Source organism: Acidovorax facilis, from assembly GCF_050626955.1.
Taxonomy (GTDB): domain Bacteria; phylum Pseudomonadota; class Gammaproteobacteria; order Burkholderiales; family Burkholderiaceae_C; genus Acidovorax; species Acidovorax facilis.
On record NZ_CP192462.1, the window covers coordinates 41,859 to 56,890 of the forward strand.

The window sequence follows — 15,032 nt, forward strand, 5'->3', positions numbered from 1 at the left end:
GACCAAATGGAGTTCGAATCCGGAGTTTCACACTGATTTGAACACCATGCAGACGGGACTCCCGCATCGATTCACATCGAGCTGCGCCAAGGCAGGCTCTGAACCTCGATCCAGGCGGAAGGTGACAATCGAGTCACTGTCTTCGTTCAGCGCATAGAGAAAGCGCTCATCTGGTCCCAATGCAAAGTAGCGCGGGGTTCGGCCGCCGGAGGACGTGACCCCTTGAAAATCGATTCGACCCGACTTCGCATCCACCTTGAATCGAGCGATGCTGTCGCAGCCTCGGTTTGAGGCGTACAGCTCTCGCCCGTCCTTTGAGATTTGGATCTCCGCGGCTTTGCTGTTGCCGACAAAAGTATCGGGAAGAGTGCTCACAATTTGGAACGGCTCTAGCCTCCCGTTTGCCTCATCAAAGCGATAGGAGGCCACGGTTGAATCGAGCTCGTTTACAACGTAGGCGAACGCATTCGAAGGATGAAAAACCATGTGCCTCGGACCAGCCCCTTCACGGGTCCCAACCCAAGGTACATGTGCTGGTGTAAGCACGCCGCCGTCAAAGCGAAAGACGAAGATGCGATCCACTCCTTTGTCGGGCACAGCGACATATCGCCCACTTCGGTCAAACGGATTGAAATGCGGTTTGGCAAAGGGCTGCTCTCGCTTGTACGGGCCAGGCTCTCCTTCCAGTTGCACAGACTGGATGACCGGTCCGATCGCACCGTTTTCCATCAACGGCATGACCTTGAGTGCGCCCCCATCACCGGAGCCAAGGTGGTCTGAGACGACTACGAATTTCCCGCTGGGGTCGACCACAATATCAACTGGATTTCTCCCCCCGCAGGTCGCCGTGGACAACAGGCTGATCTCCCCAGTGAGCGCGTCAATGCTGAACGCGCTCACCTGGTCGCTGTCCCCATGGACTGTGTAAAGACGATCCTGAGCGCGGTTTAGCGTCAAGAAAGAAGGATTCTCCAAGTTCCCGAGGATCTGAACCAGACTGAGGCGGCCGTCCGCTGGAGACAGTCTGTACACGGAGATCCCTTCACCACGAGCATTTCGCGCGCGTGTGGTCCGCGACCCCACGTATGCAAATGAGTACCCATTGCATCCCATTAGAAACCCATTCAGAGTCTGTTGCTGAAGCCGATCTCAGGTCACGCTTTGATCGTGCATGGCATCCCGTGTCGTCAACTGCGGCACGAAATCCAGAAAACGAATTATTGCATTCAATTATTCATTTCTCAAGTATGAGCTACTGTGTACGTAGCCTCTTAGTCAGCAACGGTGGGCCGCCAATGGAAAGGGGGAGCACCGTCGCTTGAAGTCCCCAACTCCATACATAGTCGTCAGCTTTCTTGAAGCTACATCCAAAACTTTCGCGCTTGGAGATTCACAGAAGAGTTTCTCGGGCGACAGCGGGACCTCCGATGCAAGATTGCTCGTTGCAGTCAGGGATGGATCCTTTTCTTTTTAATGTCCCTTAAAGATCGGCTGTCGCTTCTCCGCAAAGGCGCGCGCGGCCTCGCGAAAGTCTTCGCTGCGGTCGGCGCGCAGCACCATAGCATCGAGGCGTTCTCGTTCTTGCTCGACACGTCCGGCCAGCACGGCGTTGAGTTGGGATTTGGAGCCAGCGATCGATAGTGGCGCGGCCTTGCCCATATCTGCGCCAAAGGCGAAGGCGGCTTCTACCACATCTGCCTGCACGAGCGCGTCAAGATAGCCTACACGATACGACTCAACGGCGTCATAGAGGGTGGCCTCGTACACCCAGCGTCGAGCATTCGACGCGCCGATCAGCCATGCTAAGCGCTGCAGTTGGATGGTGGGGTAAACCAGCCCAAGTTTTGCGACGGGCACGCCTACGCGCGCTGTACTGTCGCCCACGCGGAAATCACAGCACATGGCCAAGCTGCAGCCACCGCCCACACACACGCCAGAGAGGGCTGCGATGACGGGCTTGGGAACAGACTGGAGGGCGGCGTAGCATTCCTGGATTCGCGCCCGCCAGACGTCTTTCTCCGCCTCGCCAGCAACGGATGAAAAGGCAACCACGTCGTCGCCTGCGCAGAAGTGCCCGCCCGCGCCGGTTAGCACGATGAGCTTGACCGTCGGGTCTGAGCCCAGCGTCTCGAAGGCAGTCTTCAGGTCGCTCCAGGCCGCGAAGTCGCATGCGTTGCGCCGGTGTGGACGTGCAATGGTGGAGGGCATGTAAGAGCCATCCCTTCAGGTGCTTTGGATGGTACTACTTGACTGCCTCGCTACTTAGATGGTCAGAGGCCAATCACTCCCGATTCGATCGTTCCAAAAGGCAATAACGTTGATCTTTGGCTGGCGTGCACTGCAGATTCAGAGAATGAGAAAGGGGCCTCCGCCTGAAGGCCTTAAGAAAAATCGCGGGCGATCAGTTGGTAGCTCAGCCGCCCGCGCAACGTCGTGATCAACGCCACCACGTGGCGCTGCTCGCGCAGGTCTGCCGCGGGGGATGTAGTTCTGGGGAAGGTCATGCACCTCGTGTTACAGGCTTCACAACGCTACGTTCTACCTGCTTTCGCTCCCGATTCCTAGCGACGTGCCGCCGCAGGTGGGCGCGCTCTTCGCGTCACGCGTTGCCCAGCTAATTCGACGTGACGGCGATAGGCGCAGAGCTGCAGGAAGGCCTTGCCCGAAGAAATCCGAAACCGGTGCGCATCTCGCGACCTGGACTCAGTGGGTTAAATCGACAGAGGTGTTAAGTGAAGGGCCTCATAGATTTTTGCCTCAATTTCCAAAAGTCTCTTTTGGCCCCGCAGGCGGCTGCGGGCTACCGGCACCTCGAAGATCCGCTGGATGCGACCAAGTCGTGGCGAGAGCAGCACCACTCGGTTGGCCAGAAACACCGCTTCGCCCACATCGTGGGTGACGAAGACGACGGTCTGCCGCTCCCACAGGCGAAGCAGTTCTTCCTCCAGTGCCACCCGGGCCAGGCGGTCAACGGCGCCGAAAGGCTCATCAATCAGCAGCCCACGAGGCTGGTTCGTCAACGCGCGGGCGAGGAACGCTTGTTCGTCGCTGATTTATGTTGTTCGGTTTTCGAGTTTGATTGCGCGTATTCCCTCGTTGTAACGTGCGGGAAACTAGCTTCGATTTCTGGATTGACGACCTAGTTGAGCTGCCGTCGATGAGTGCCCGGCTCGTACTTCTGTCCTGACGTCCGATCTCAACGTGGCGCTGTTGTTGTCGTTTCGCACAATGCCTTTGGAGACAGCGCTCGGCGCCTAGGTTGTCCGCAGTGCTCCGAATTGTGTGGTCAGCTTCCGGCTCTGAAACAGGCTCGTCATGAGCACCACATCCTGATGCTTTCTGGTCAGCAGCCGGCTGATCCGCTAACTCGACGCAGCCGAGCCGAGAAAGCTGCTGACTACTGGTCCTCGAAAAGTGCACTGCGGTGGCTGCCAGCCCTCGTTGCCGAATCGATGATCCCGGTCCATGACCTTCCCGAGGCTCTCAGATCTTCTACTGTGGGCCCATCTGGTCGCCCATAGAGCGTCTCGGTCCGCGCTACTATGCGGGCCAGCAAAGGCGCAGGGGTCAAGCGACGATAAGTTTCTTTGATCAAATTGCGCTCGGCGACTACCCAATGCGCTACGTCCTCTTCGGAGCAACCTGAAGCAAGTCGAGCGTCAGCCGCCTGCCGTAGCGCAGACACGGCGTTTTCATATTCACTGCGCAGATCAGTTGGCATAGCTAGTGTGCAGATCGGGGCTACGGTTCATATCTTAGATCAATGCCAGAACTGCTATATATGAGATATGCGTCAATGCTAAGACAAGCCTGCAGGCGGCTTCGAGAATCTCTGTATGTGGAAAGCGTCTGAGTAGGCACTTCGCATCTGTCAGATCATCATGAAATTTAACATTCTTGCATCTAGTTGATTGTCGCGAATATCGCTTAATTTGGAGGTAGATGGAGGCACATTTACCAGCCTGCCATTCGCGATGAGAAGCCGCTGCATCACCAAAGTTTGTACCAGGGCTTCGCCGCAGTGCGTGAGGACGCGTTTTCTGCGGAGATCTCACGCTGAATTGTCCGGAATTTTTCCAGGTCAGTCTGAATGGCGTGACGTTCGTTACGTGCTTGAGCGGAGTTTTGGCGCTCGGCGTTAACCTCTTCTCGCAAGCGCACGATGGTCTGCACTGCCTTGTCGAGTTGGACTGCCAGCCCCTCTTTTGTTGTCAGGAGCTCCTTGTAAGCTTTGGAGACGTTGGTTTCCGGTATCGATGGGGAATGCGCGGTGGCACTGGCTGCTGTAGTCGCTGACGCGCTAGGCACCGCCACTGGAGCCGCGGAATTTGTCTTGGAGCGTGCAGCTTGGACATCAGCGCGTAACTGTGCAATGGCCTCGTAGGCGGAAGTCAGCTCAACTTGCTGCCTTTCGATCTGAATCGCCCCGGGTTTTCTAGACACCTTCGAGCCTCAAACCTGAGGCCCAATAGGAGGTGCCATGAGTAAGCAGAGATATCCGGAAGAATTCAAGGCCGAAGCGGTCAAGCAGATCACCGAGCGCGGTCACAAGGTGGCCGATGTGTCGGCTCGGCTAGGGGTGAGTCAGCACAGTCTTTATCAATGGATCAAAGCCCAGCGCACGCCGGCCGGTGATCGGCAGGTGCAGGTGTCACAGGCAGACGAACTACGGCGGCTGAAGGCTGAGCTCAAGCGCGTGACCGAGGAGCGCGACATCCTAAAAAAGGCCGCAGCGTACTTTGCCAAGCAGTCCGGGTGAAGTACGCATTCATCGAACGCCATGAAGGCGAGCACAGCGTTCGCAGGCTGTGCAAGGTCATGGCCGTTCACCCCAGCGGCTACTACGCCTGGAAGGTCGAGCCGATGAGTTTTCGTGGCAAGGACGATCAACGTCTGCTGGGCCTTCTCAAGCACGCCTGGCTGGAGAGTGGCGGCGTCTATGGCTACCGCAAGCTGACCATGGACATGCGCGATCTGGGCGAGACATGCGGCAAGCATCGCGTGGCTCGTCTGCTCAAGCTCGAGGGGCTGCGCTCCCAGACGGGCTACCGCCGACGGCCTGGGAGTCGTGGTGGCAAGCCTGCCGTGGTCGCCCCCAATCATCTGCAGCGACGCTTCACTGTCAGCGAGCCCAACCAGTCCTGGGTCACGGACATCACCTACATCCGTACCCACGAGGGCTGGCTGTATCTGAGCGTGGTGATCGACTTGTTCTCGCGCCATGTCATCGGCTGGTCCATGGGGCACCGCATCGATACCGAATTGGCCCTCAATGCTTTGTTGATGGCTTTGTGGCGGCGCCAACCCAAAGTGACGGTCACCCTGCATTCCGACCAAGGCAGCCAGTTCACCAGCCATGACTGGCAAGGCTTGCTTTGTCGGCGCCGACAGGGAAAGCCGCCGCGCGACTTAAGCAAGCCATCGACGGGGCGCTGGTGGAGCTCAAGTCACAAGTGGGATCGTCGCTCGATCTGGATACGCTGGTGCAAAGGGTGGGACCTGCCCGCACCTTGCACTCGCTTCTTGGCGCCCGTCCGGATACACGTCATTTCGCTTACAACGCAGGCCGCCCCCTCGATCTTGATGTTCTGATCGTGGATGAAGCGTCCATGGTTCACCTGGAGATGATGGCGGCTTTGCTTGATGCGCTGCCGGCACACACCCGGCTCATTTTGCTTGGGGACAAGGACCAGCTGGCCTCGGTTGAGGCGGGCGCCGTTCTGGGGGATCTTTGCAGGGATGCCAGAGCAGGCAAGTACAGCCCAGAAACCGCAGCGTTTCTCACTGAGGTTGCCGGAGAGATCATCCCCGACGACTATCTTGAAACGCAGTCTGCCCCGACATTGGCGCAGCAGACGACAATGCTGCGGCAAAGCCGCCGCTTCGGTGGGCCAATTGGTCAGTTGGCCACTGCTGTGAACGAAGGGACGGCGCCAGCTGCAGTCGCGCTATTGCATGAGGGCATGGCGAAGGATGGAGATGCCTCCGAAATTGCGTTCCAAGAGGGAGGCGCGGCAGCTCAGATTGTCAGTTTGGCACTCCATGGGAGAGGCGGATCGGCCAGCTATTCGGCGTACGCGCATGAATTGTCCCGGTGGCCCGAGCTGGAGAGACTTGAAGGATTGAAAGACGCCCATGCTGAGTGGGTGAAGGATGTTCTGAAAGCGTTTGATCGGTTTCGATTGCTCTGTGCAGTCCGGGATGGCGATTGGGGCGTCTCTGGCCTCAACTCTGCAGTGGAGAAGGCACTTGAACGCAACCGCCACATTCGAAGGGCAGGGGAGTGGTACCTAGGCCGCCCGGTCATGGTCACCCGGAACGACGCCGCACTAGGGGTTTTCAACGGCGACATCGGGATCGCCCTTCCAAGCGTTGGAGATGGACATTCACTGCGTGTCTACTTCCTCCAGGGAGAGCAGCTTCGCTCCGTTGGGGTGACACGTCTTGCACACGTCGAGACAGCCTTCGCCATGACTGTGCATAAGAGTCAGGGCTCGGAGTTTGAGCACTCTGCTGTGATTTTGTCTGCGGCCGCGGGCGGAATCTTGGGGAGGGAATTGGTTTACACAGGCATCACTCGGGCGAGGAAGACTTTTACCCTGCTGGCTGAGAGACCTGGGCTGCTAGAGCAAGCCATTGCGAGTCCTACAAAGCGCGCAAGCGGCTTGCCGCGATTCCTTGATCGAGAGTTTGCCGTAGGCCCCGAGGCCCGTTGAGCGGGCCGTGGCTCACTGGTAATCGGTTGGACGCAACAAACGCCGCGAGCGGAACCCGCGCTCATGTCGAGTGACGTCATTCCGCCGCGTATAGCCCGGAGGCAGCATTCAAGCATTCGGCGATGGCGCGCCGAAGTGCGGGTGGCGCCAGCACTTCCACTGCAGGGCCCTGCGACAGAATCCACCACTGCAGCTCCCAGCTGTTCGGTAAGGTGGCGGTCACCACGCCGTCAAGGATGGTCTGTCCGACCGCCAGCGGTGTCTCTTGCAGGATGTTGATCAGCGAGGCGTCGCAGCGCAGTTGCACCTCCATCGGCGCCAGGTCGTCGCCGAACTGGGCACCGCTTTTCACCAGGCTGGTCTGGAGGTCGAATCCCGGTGGAATTCTTGCCGGCTCGTGCGTGCGCCGGGCCGACACCATGCGGTGCAGTGCGTAGAGCCTGGGGTCTTCGTACTCCCAGGCAGTGGCCAGCAGATAGCCCACAGGCCCCCGCTGGACGAGGCCCAGTGGATGCAGGCGCAGTGCGCGCGGCGCACCTGCTGCTTGCCGGTAGCCGATGTCGATCTGCTCTTCGCCCAGCAAGGCTTCGTGCACGGTGCGCACCACCTCGGCGTCGATCAGCGGCGCCATCAGGCCCAACTGCATGGGCGCACTGTGGATCTTGTTCCTCCACGAGGCCAACTGGTTGGACTGCCCCACTTCGGCCAGCATGCGCTCGGCCATCACGAAGCGTGGCCGCAGCAGGTCCAGCATTGACGCGGGCAGCAGCGGGGCGACCATCTGGTGGGCCATGGCCAGCGACAGGGCTTCGGCTGTGTCCATGCCTGGCACGCAGCGCTCGGCGCCATCGGCCCAGCGCCAGCCGTAGGGGATGCTTGCGTCATTGCGATGCAACGGAAAGAGGGATGCCAGCTCGCGCAGGTCGCGCTCGACCTGCCTCTTGCTGACGTGGTAGCCGCGCAGGGCCAGTTCGTCGCAGAGCGCGGAAGCACTCTGGCCCGGCCCCCGCGCAGGCAGCAGGCTCAGGAGCTGCCACTGGCGGGCGAGGGTGGACCGTGTTGGGGCTGATGGCATGGAAAAAGCCTTGCGTACCGCAATGGAGGGGATGTGGCCGCAGCCGGCCGGTTTTTGCTGGCGTGTGGCGGACCGCGACACATTCTGTCGCGCAGGGCCGCATAGTAGCGCCTATCTCAACCACAGGGGCGGTGCATGAATCGACGGTTTGCCATCCAGTGCATGGGGGCTGCGGCGCTTGGCCTGGGCAATGCGGCCATGGCTGCGGTGCCGTTGCGCCACGCCCGCGCCGGTACGGCGTCGGTGCTGGCGTGGGGCGCGGCGGGGGCCGGCATGCTCGACCACGCGCTGGCCTGGGGCCAGTGCGGCTGGGAGCCGCTGGAATCCGCATGGGACTTGCTGCCCGAGCCACCGCAGGCCAGGGTCTTTCTGGCAGATCCGTCGGAGCCGGGTGTCTGCGGGGCGCTTGCCGACTCCGTTGACGCCGCAGCCTCGAGCGGACTCATGGCGCTGGCCGTGCTGGAAGGGACGAGGCCGGTGGTGGACGAGCCCACCCTGGGCCAGTTGCAGCGCATCCAGCAGCGTGCGGACCTTGTCGTGTCTCTGCCGAAAGAGCGCTTTGGCAAGGCGGTCGTGTGGGAGGGCGTGCTGGCGCCGTTCATGGAGGACTCCAGCGTCTGCCTGGCCGTGGACGACCTGCGGGACCCTGCATGGAGGAAGGCGTCGGCAACGGTGGGCTGCGGATGGGGGGCCACGCCCGTGCAGGCCATGGTGGCTGCCATGGCAGACCCGGCACTCACCGCACCGGGCGCCCGGGAGTTGGGTGACATGCTGGTGGCCCTGACCCTCGGCAGCCCGCACACCTTGTTGCGTGACGTGTTCGACGCCTGCAAGCTGCTGCGCGCGCGGGCGCCCCATGGGCGGCTGGGCATGTCGTTTCGCAGCCGGCCGTCGCTCGGGCCCCTGGCGCTGGTGCATCTGGTGGCGTTGCGGTCCGGATCGTGAGTGTGATGGATGCGCATTACATTTGGAGATGATTGCCGTCCCCAGCGCCGGCAATCAAAAAGCAGGGGGCGCCATGCCCAAGCAATAAAAACTAGAGGGATTGTTGTCAGATGTCAGTGATGGAACGATCAGAAATTTCCCCACGCGGCGGGGAACTGCAGCCCGGCCAGCCACAGCCCGTGGAGGTAGCCGTTCAGAGCTTTTCGCAGCTGTTCGCATCAGCCCCCTTGCCGATCGCGGTGGACACCTACCAGCGCGGATTCGTGTGGGGCGACGACAAGATTCTGCAACTGGCGGATGACCTCCTCCAGTACCAGCAACTGGAGGGCGACAAGCCCCCCTACTACATGGGAACCGTGCTTGTCCACCGGCACGCGGACAAGGGCAAGCGCTTCATCATCGACGGCCAGCAACGGCTGACCGCACTGTGCGTGTTGCACCAGCAGCTCAAGGGGCGGCTGCCGGAGCATTGCGGGCTGACCTATTCGCCGGCATCTGCCGCGAACATCCGCAAGGCGGCTGCCGCCTTCCACGAGTCTGCCAAGCGCCTGACCGAGGCGATCTTCGAGCGGATCGTTTTCACCGTGATCACGGTGGAACGTGTGGACCTGGCATTCACCTTCTTCGACAGCCAGAACAACCGCGGAGTGCCGCTGCACGCCACCGACCTGCTCAAGGCCTACCATCTGCGCGCCGTGGTGGGGGCCACCCCGGCGCAGGGGTTGGCACTGCAGACGTTGTGCGCGCGCCGCTGGGAAAACATGCAGCTGGGTGCGCCCGTCCTGTCGCATGACCAGGGCTTCGTGGCCAACCTGTTTGCCAAGTTCCTCTGGCGTGCGCGCTACTGGACAGGCGGACGTGCCAGCTATGGCGGGCATGACGCGCTGGTCACGGAGTTCCAGTCGCGCACGTGGGAGGCGGCGAAGGGCGATGCCGCCACCGTCACGCTCTACCGATCGCAGAACAACCGGCTTGGCACCGCCCTGACCCTGGCCAGCGATGGCCGCAGTGAAATCCACGGAGGCCGGGTGTCGCTGAGCACCCAGGCGGAGGATCTTCCGTTCGCGATACGGCAGCCCATCCAGAAAGGGGCTGGCTTCTTTCTCTATGCGGCCAAGTATGCGGCCCTGCTCCGCCGATTGGTGCACGAGCCCACCCAGTCCGTGCAGGTGCAGCGCTTCAGGGAGGTGTACGAACAGCTGCTCAAGGCCAATTCGCTCTTCCTGCAGGAGGTGTTCCTGCTGGCTTCGCTGATGTACGTCGACCAGTTCGGAGAGGAGAAGCTGTGGGACTTCTCGCTCTGGCTGGAGCACGCGCTGGGCGCGCTGAGGGTGTCGAAACAGCAGGTGCGGTACGAGACAGCCCAGAACTTCATCAAGCAGGACCCGGACAACCCCGACAACCTGAACCTGCTCGACGTGATCGCCACCAGCTTTCGGCCCGAGCAGGTGATCAGCCACCTGAAGGTGCACCACCTGCATTCGGCAACCTATGCCAGCCAGGCCTTCGAGGCCATCGAGGTCGGCAAGGGAGTCCAGGGGGCATACAAGCAGGCCGTGCTGGCCTATTACGGTCAAACAACGCAAACATCGCTGGGGAGCAAGGACAAGTGGATCACATCGAAGCTGGAGAGGGTGCTGCCATGAACATCGAGTCCAGGCTCTTCAGCCTGAGCACCATTGTGGAGCAGATGCCCCACTGGCACTTCAACGTGCCCATCTACCAGCGCCTGTTCGTCTGGGGGGACGACCAGGTCCGCACGCTGCTCGACGACCTGGTCAATGCCTACCAGCGCAAGGAGACGGTCTTTTTTCTGGGCGGCACCCTGCTGGTGGAGCAGGAGTCCAAGGAGGCCGGCAGGCATTTCGACCTGATCGATGGGCAGCAGCGCTTCACCACTCTGTGGCTGCTGTGCCAGGCCTGGCAGGGGGCGCTGGCTTCCTTCGTGACCGTGCCCAGTGACAAGATCACGCGGCCGCGCCTGGGCTTTCAGATACGGCCGGACGTCGAGGAGTTCTTTGCCCGCCTCGCTTCTCTGCCAGGCGGCCAGTCCCATGCCGACGAGGAAGGCGTCCGGCGCATGGAAAGCGCTCTGGCAATGATGAAGTCGGTCTTCGAGTCGCACGCATTCGGCTCCGAAGAGGCCCGGGAAACGCATCTTGCAGGGCTGACGGATTTCGTCTTCCGCAAGGTGAAATTCGTCATCACCACGGTGCCGCGCGAGACCGATCTGAACAAGCTGTTCGAGGTGATCAACAACCGTGGCGTGCAATTGCAGCATCACGAGATCTTGAAGGCGCGGATGCTGGACGTGCTGGGCGAAGACGAGCGGGCCGAGCATGCGCTGGTGTGGGACGCCTGTGCCGACATGGACCGGTTCATCGAGCAGACCCTGGCAGGCCTGTCGGGAATGCCGGCCAGCGAAGTCACGGCACTCCATGAGCGCAATGGGCTGGACAAGCCCGAGTCGCTGCTACCTCTGCTCAGGGACCGACTGAAGGCCCACGCTGACACGCATGCCCTGGACCTCCAGACCATCCTCCAGTCGGCTGCCGATCAGCCCGAGGAGAGCGTCAAAACCAGGCAGGATGGCGATGCGGAGCCATCCTGGGTGCGCAACAGCATCGTGGGGTTCCCGCTGTTCCTGCAGCATGTCCTGCGGGTGTGGCTGCAGGAACGGGGGCGGGGTGACCTGCCGCGCATTCTGGACAAGCAACTGCTGGGGCTTTTCGACGAACATTTCCTCGGCGATTCGCCCAAGGCGGAGGACGTTCGCTCCTTCATCCGACTGCTCTGGCGGCTGCGCGTCCTGTTCGACCGGCATGTCATCAAATGGGTGGACCAGGACAGTGAGGTCGTGCACCTCATCAGCGCCATCCATGTGAGTACCAGCAATGGCAAGCGGTACATGAGCAGGTCCCGCACGACCGACTCGCACCAGGGGTTCTCGCTCCTGCAGAGCATGCTCTACCACTCGCAGGAAATCACGACGCAGTACTGGCTGACGCCCTTGCTTGCCTTCATGCACCGCAACGAGCACAGTGACGTGCAGGCGTACTTCGACTACCTGCGCCACCTGGACAACCATCTGTTCGGATCGGCTGCCAAAGAGAGCCTTGTCGTGAGAACCCGGGCGTTCATGGAACAGCCCTGGCTGCACCAGCCCCTGGTGCATGCAGCCGAACTGGCCGCGAGAAAGGACAACGGTAAGCAGTTTGCGCACTACTGGTTCTACAAGCTCGAGTTCGTGCTCTGGTTCCAGCAAAAAGGCACTGACGAGAAGTGGGACAAATTCCGCTTCACGGCCAAGAGCTCGGTGGAGCACATAGGTCCCCAGACCCCGCTGGCCAATGACGAAGACCGCGTGGTGGAGCAGTTGCACTGCTTCGGCAACCTGGCCTTGGTCTCGCGCAGCGTGAACTCGGAGTTCGGAAACCGCCCCTACCGCGAAAAGCGGGAGCGCTTCCGAACGAACAACAAGGCGCGCCTGGACTCGTTGAAGATGGCGCTCATCTATGGCAATGAGACTTGGGGTGACGCGCAGGTACTCGCGCACCAGAATGCGATGATCGAGTGCATGGACCGGTACTGCGGTTCCACACCTGGGAGGCGAGCTGGTGGCGGAGTCGGGCTGGCCTGATGCTCTCCTTGTCGCCGTGCGGCCTTATTGCCAGCGCCGTGAAACCAGCGCGGGGGCGTAGGCGGACAGGGCATCACCCACTGGGCTGAGAGCCACTTATCTACGAGATCAGAAGCACGTCACGGTGGTTTTCTTCGTAGTTGACGTCCGGCAAGCTATTCAGCGCGGCATGGTAAGAGCCCCCTTTGCACTTTAAGCCGGCAGCAACCAGCCCGACCAAGCGTAGATCCCTTACTAGTAGAAACGACCTTAACCACGTTGTATTTAACATAATTATTCTTGTATCTATAAACAAAATCCATCCTCTGCATTGTTGGCGGGGTTTATTTTAGTTACGCTGTAGAACAAGTTTGATCAGCCTGACTTCGCCAAAGACGTTAGACATCCGCGCAAAAAATTTGAGCGTGTTGCTATTGAGGAATAAGTGATGCCAGCTTGTTGAGCGTGGGATGAATAAGGGGTGGAAATATTGTCCGATTCTTACCTTGGTCCCAAGCGTTTGCTGTTCGAGCAAGCAATGCATCGTAAGTCGCTGTTACCGAAGAGTCTCCCGAAGAAAATATTGCTTCCAGCGCTCCATCCTGCCGTAATTGGTTGGCATTGAAAACGGCGGTAAGCCTTCTAGTTCGTGTCATCTCTTTGATCTCCGAGAACTCTACAACCCACACGTAGTCAAAAGACGATTGTAAGAGGTCCTGGCGAATTTGCGGATCTACCCAATCTACACCTCTCAAAGACACCTTGAAGTCTGATCCATGCTGAAGGCGGATCGACCATTCTATTTGAGGTTTTCTCTGGTCTGCAGTCTCTATCTGACCGATGATCACTTCTGATATTGTTCTGGCGAATGCGGCTACATTTTCGTACGGGTATCGAATTCCCGAATCGATAGGAATGATTGCATAAACCGGCAAGAATCGACGGTGTATTTTGTCAGCCTTCGTGTATAAGTGAAGTGCAGAATTATCTGTGATTCTGTCATTATTGCCTCTTGGTAGATATTGCGAAAAATCTTGCCCGCCTTCAGGCATTTGCACGTCGTAACGGGCAAACGGACCGAGCTGATCATCGTGGACATATAGTTTTCCAATGCGTTCTGATGCACTATTGGATAAAATGTCAATTTTTTCAGAGTATCCTAGAACTGTTACTGCATGTAGTTCGCCTAGTTGAAAGTTGTCATCTTTACTTTCGCTTATATATAGCCGCCCCACTAGTATCAATGGGAATTTTGCCTCGCAGAAAGTATGAATATACTCGAGCAGTCCAATATTCCTTGTCTTTCCGGAGAATCCACGCACCAAGCAATCGAGGCCCTTTGATTGCAGATAGCTCTGAATCTGACCGGCATTTAGTCCGGTGGTCGGAAATCGGTGGGCAATCTCACCAGGTGCTGGCATTTGTCGGTCAGATGCAGAGGCGAGGTTAGATATGTCGAAAAGCGATTCGATCTGCCCTGTTGTGATCCGGTGTGGAAGTGCATGCAGGGTGTGCCAGATAGCAGTAGCGGAGCATGCCGCGATTTCATCATCTTGCTCTTGAAATGCAATACTTCGGACACTTAGGCGCATGCCGCCGACCATGACCTTGTAGGTCCGTAACAAAGGAAAATGACGATTCCAAGAAGCCTGAACTCCTTCTCCGTATATTCTTAAGCATGTCCGACCTATCACCGCCTCCTGTAATGGGCGAATCACTATAAAGCCAAGGTATCCTTCGTTGAGATATTGATCATATTCTCCATCAAGAGGACGATCGGAAAAATATCTGAACCCATCTTCAACTTCTTCTTTTTTTCTGGAGAAAAAATGAAGGCGCGTTGTTTTCTTCCCAACATCGTCAGTCCGGAATGCATAATATGATGCGTAATTCTTTAGGTGGCCGGCATCAATATATTCTGACTCAATTGCAAAGGACTTGGCTTGAATGTAGCGAAGATAGGTTTCCAGATAGCGAGACCTTTCGCTCTGAATTGATGATTTTCGGCAACCAAGATTGCTCAGAATTTCTGGAAATCTAATATAGTCCTGAATGTCCATGGCAACAAAAAGGGCGACCTAGTCGCCCTTATAAACTATAAAAATCAATTAAAAAACAATAGGTCTACCAAGATGCTCACGTAGAACCTCAGCGCCCTCGCGTTGAGTTCTCACAAATTCCTGAACACGTCGCGCGACTTGGGCGTCACGCTGTCCTTGCTCGACGGTATAAGGTCGATTCGCTTGCCTCTCAGTGGCCATAGCCCTGAGCAAGGCTGGCGACACAATCACTTTTCGGGCCATCACCATTGTTTACCCCAATTTCTGGACACTGCCATCCTGCTTAATTTTTGAGCACTGTACACCCATGCAGTGTAAAACACCATTGCAGAGGAGGCTAGTCTTCTTACAAAGTCTCGTAGCCTGAAGCGAAATGTGCGATGGATGCTTCGCCCTCTGCAGCTTGTTGGCAAAGTATGAGAGGAGACGCTAGCCTCACGCAGCAGTTGGCAAAGATGGCGGGGGGTTGCTTTGGCCACGCCGCCACGAGCCGATGTCGGCGAATTCTCGGGTGCAGCCCGAGCACACCAAGCGTTGCCCGTAGCGCATGACACCCTGGGCGTCGCGTTCAACCACCCTGCGATAGTTCGTCGAGCCGCAGTAGCCGCAGCGGTTTG

10 protein-coding genes and 2 pseudogenes are annotated in these 15,032 nt (G+C 58.8%); 5 read left to right on the forward strand and 7 right to left on the reverse strand.

Annotated elements, in window-relative coordinates; genetic code table 11:
• Positions 1 to 27 precede the first annotated feature (27 nt).
• The 5 genes from ACQ4MJ_RS26215 to ACQ4MJ_RS26235 all read right to left on the reverse strand — a co-directional run bounded on the left by ACQ4MJ_RS26215 (position 28) and on the right by ACQ4MJ_RS26235 (position 4,443).
• On the reverse strand, positions 28 to 1,113 hold the full coding sequence (locus tag ACQ4MJ_RS26215) for a lactonase family protein (RefSeq protein WP_431153168.1): 1,086 nt from the start codon (positions 1,111 to 1,113) through the stop codon (positions 28 to 30).
• Positions 1,114 to 1,470: 357 nt separating this feature from the next.
• Entirely contained in the window at positions 1,471 to 2,208 is a 738-nt protein-coding gene (locus ACQ4MJ_RS26220) for an enoyl-CoA hydratase/isomerase family protein (RefSeq protein ID WP_431153169.1), read from the reverse strand.
• 173 nt (positions 2,209 to 2,381) lie between these two features.
• On the reverse strand, positions 2,382 to 2,504 hold the full coding sequence (locus tag ACQ4MJ_RS26225) for a hypothetical protein (RefSeq protein ID WP_431153170.1): 123 nt from the start codon (positions 2,502 to 2,504) through the stop codon (positions 2,382 to 2,384).
• A gap of 207 nt (positions 2,505 to 2,711) precedes the next feature.
• Positions 2,712 to 3,020: a hypothetical protein gene (locus ACQ4MJ_RS26230; protein ID WP_431153172.1), complete on the reverse strand. Its 309-nt coding sequence runs from the start codon at positions 3,018 to 3,020 to the stop codon at positions 2,712 to 2,714.
• 970 nt (positions 3,021 to 3,990) lie between these two features.
• Complete coding sequence (locus ACQ4MJ_RS26235; protein ID WP_431153173.1) at positions 3,991 to 4,443, reverse strand: hypothetical protein; 453 nt, start codon at positions 4,441 to 4,443, stop codon at positions 3,991 to 3,993.
• Between the two features lie 37 nt (positions 4,444 to 4,480).
• Here ACQ4MJ_RS26235 and ACQ4MJ_RS26240 point away from each other — a divergent pair.
• Positions 4,481 to 5,376 (forward strand): annotated as a pseudogene (locus ACQ4MJ_RS26240) (IS3 family transposase); the annotation flags it as partial.
• Positions 5,367 to 6,716, forward strand: a pseudogene (gene recD / locus ACQ4MJ_RS26245) (exodeoxyribonuclease V subunit alpha); the annotation flags it as partial. The pseudogenes ACQ4MJ_RS26240 and recD, both read left to right, overlap by 10 nt.
• 76 nt (positions 6,717 to 6,792) lie before the next feature.
• On the opposite strand, the gene ACQ4MJ_RS26250 reads toward recD, so the two are convergent.
• Entirely contained in the window at positions 6,793 to 7,791 is a 999-nt protein-coding gene (locus ACQ4MJ_RS26250; protein WP_431153175.1) for a helix-turn-helix transcriptional regulator, read from the reverse strand.
• Positions 7,792 to 7,926: 135 nt separating this feature from the next.
• On the opposite strand from ACQ4MJ_RS26250, the gene ACQ4MJ_RS26255 reads away from it, so the two are divergent.
• The 3 genes from ACQ4MJ_RS26255 to ACQ4MJ_RS26265 all read left to right on the forward strand — a co-directional run bounded on the left by ACQ4MJ_RS26255 (position 7,927) and on the right by ACQ4MJ_RS26265 (position 12,376).
• A complete protein-coding gene (locus tag ACQ4MJ_RS26255) occupies positions 7,927 to 8,736 on the forward strand; it encodes a hypothetical protein (RefSeq protein WP_431153176.1) in 810 nt (269 codons plus the stop codon).
• A 119-nt stretch (positions 8,737 to 8,855) separates the two neighbouring features.
• Positions 8,856 to 10,382: a DUF262 domain-containing protein gene (locus ACQ4MJ_RS26260; RefSeq protein WP_431153177.1), complete on the forward strand. Its 1,527-nt coding sequence runs from the start codon at positions 8,856 to 8,858 to the stop codon at positions 10,380 to 10,382.
• Positions 10,379 to 12,376: a DUF262 domain-containing protein gene (locus ACQ4MJ_RS26265; protein ID WP_431153178.1), complete on the forward strand. Its 1,998-nt coding sequence runs from the start codon at positions 10,379 to 10,381 to the stop codon at positions 12,374 to 12,376. The genes ACQ4MJ_RS26260 and ACQ4MJ_RS26265 overlap by 4 nt, the downstream gene beginning before the upstream one ends.
• Before the next feature lie 410 nt (positions 12,377 to 12,786).
• On the opposite strand, the gene ACQ4MJ_RS26270 is transcribed toward ACQ4MJ_RS26265, so the two are convergent.
• Positions 12,787 to 14,415, reverse strand: a complete 1,629-nt coding sequence (locus ACQ4MJ_RS26270; RefSeq protein WP_431153179.1) for a hypothetical protein — start codon at positions 14,413 to 14,415, stop codon at positions 12,787 to 12,789.
• Positions 14,416 to 15,032 lie beyond the last annotated feature (617 nt).

Excerpts from the sequence above, each read along its gene's own strand:
- ACQ4MJ_RS26215 (WP_431153168.1), bottom strand. The coding sequence starts at position 1,113 with ATGGGATGCAATGGGTACTCATTTGCATACGTGGGGTCGCGGACCACA.
- ACQ4MJ_RS26220 (WP_431153169.1), bottom strand. The coding sequence starts at position 2,208 with ATGCCCTCCACCATTGCACGTCCACACCGGCGCAACGCATGCGACTTC.
- ACQ4MJ_RS26225 (WP_431153170.1), bottom strand. The coding sequence starts at position 2,504 with ATGACCTTCCCCAGAACTACATCCCCCGCGGCAGACCTGCGCGAGCAG.
- ACQ4MJ_RS26250 (WP_431153175.1), bottom strand. The coding sequence starts at position 7,791 with ATGCCATCAGCCCCAACACGGTCCACCCTCGCCCGCCAGTGGCAGCTC.
- ACQ4MJ_RS26255 (WP_431153176.1), top strand. The coding sequence starts at position 7,927 with ATGAATCGACGGTTTGCCATCCAGTGCATGGGGGCTGCGGCGCTTGGC.
- ACQ4MJ_RS26260 (WP_431153177.1), top strand. The coding sequence starts at position 8,856 with ATGGAACGATCAGAAATTTCCCCACGCGGCGGGGAACTGCAGCCCGGC.
- ACQ4MJ_RS26265 (WP_431153178.1), top strand. The coding sequence starts at position 10,379 with ATGAACATCGAGTCCAGGCTCTTCAGCCTGAGCACCATTGTGGAGCAG.
- ACQ4MJ_RS26270 (WP_431153179.1), bottom strand. The coding sequence starts at position 14,415 with ATGGACATTCAGGACTATATTAGATTTCCAGAAATTCTGAGCAATCTT.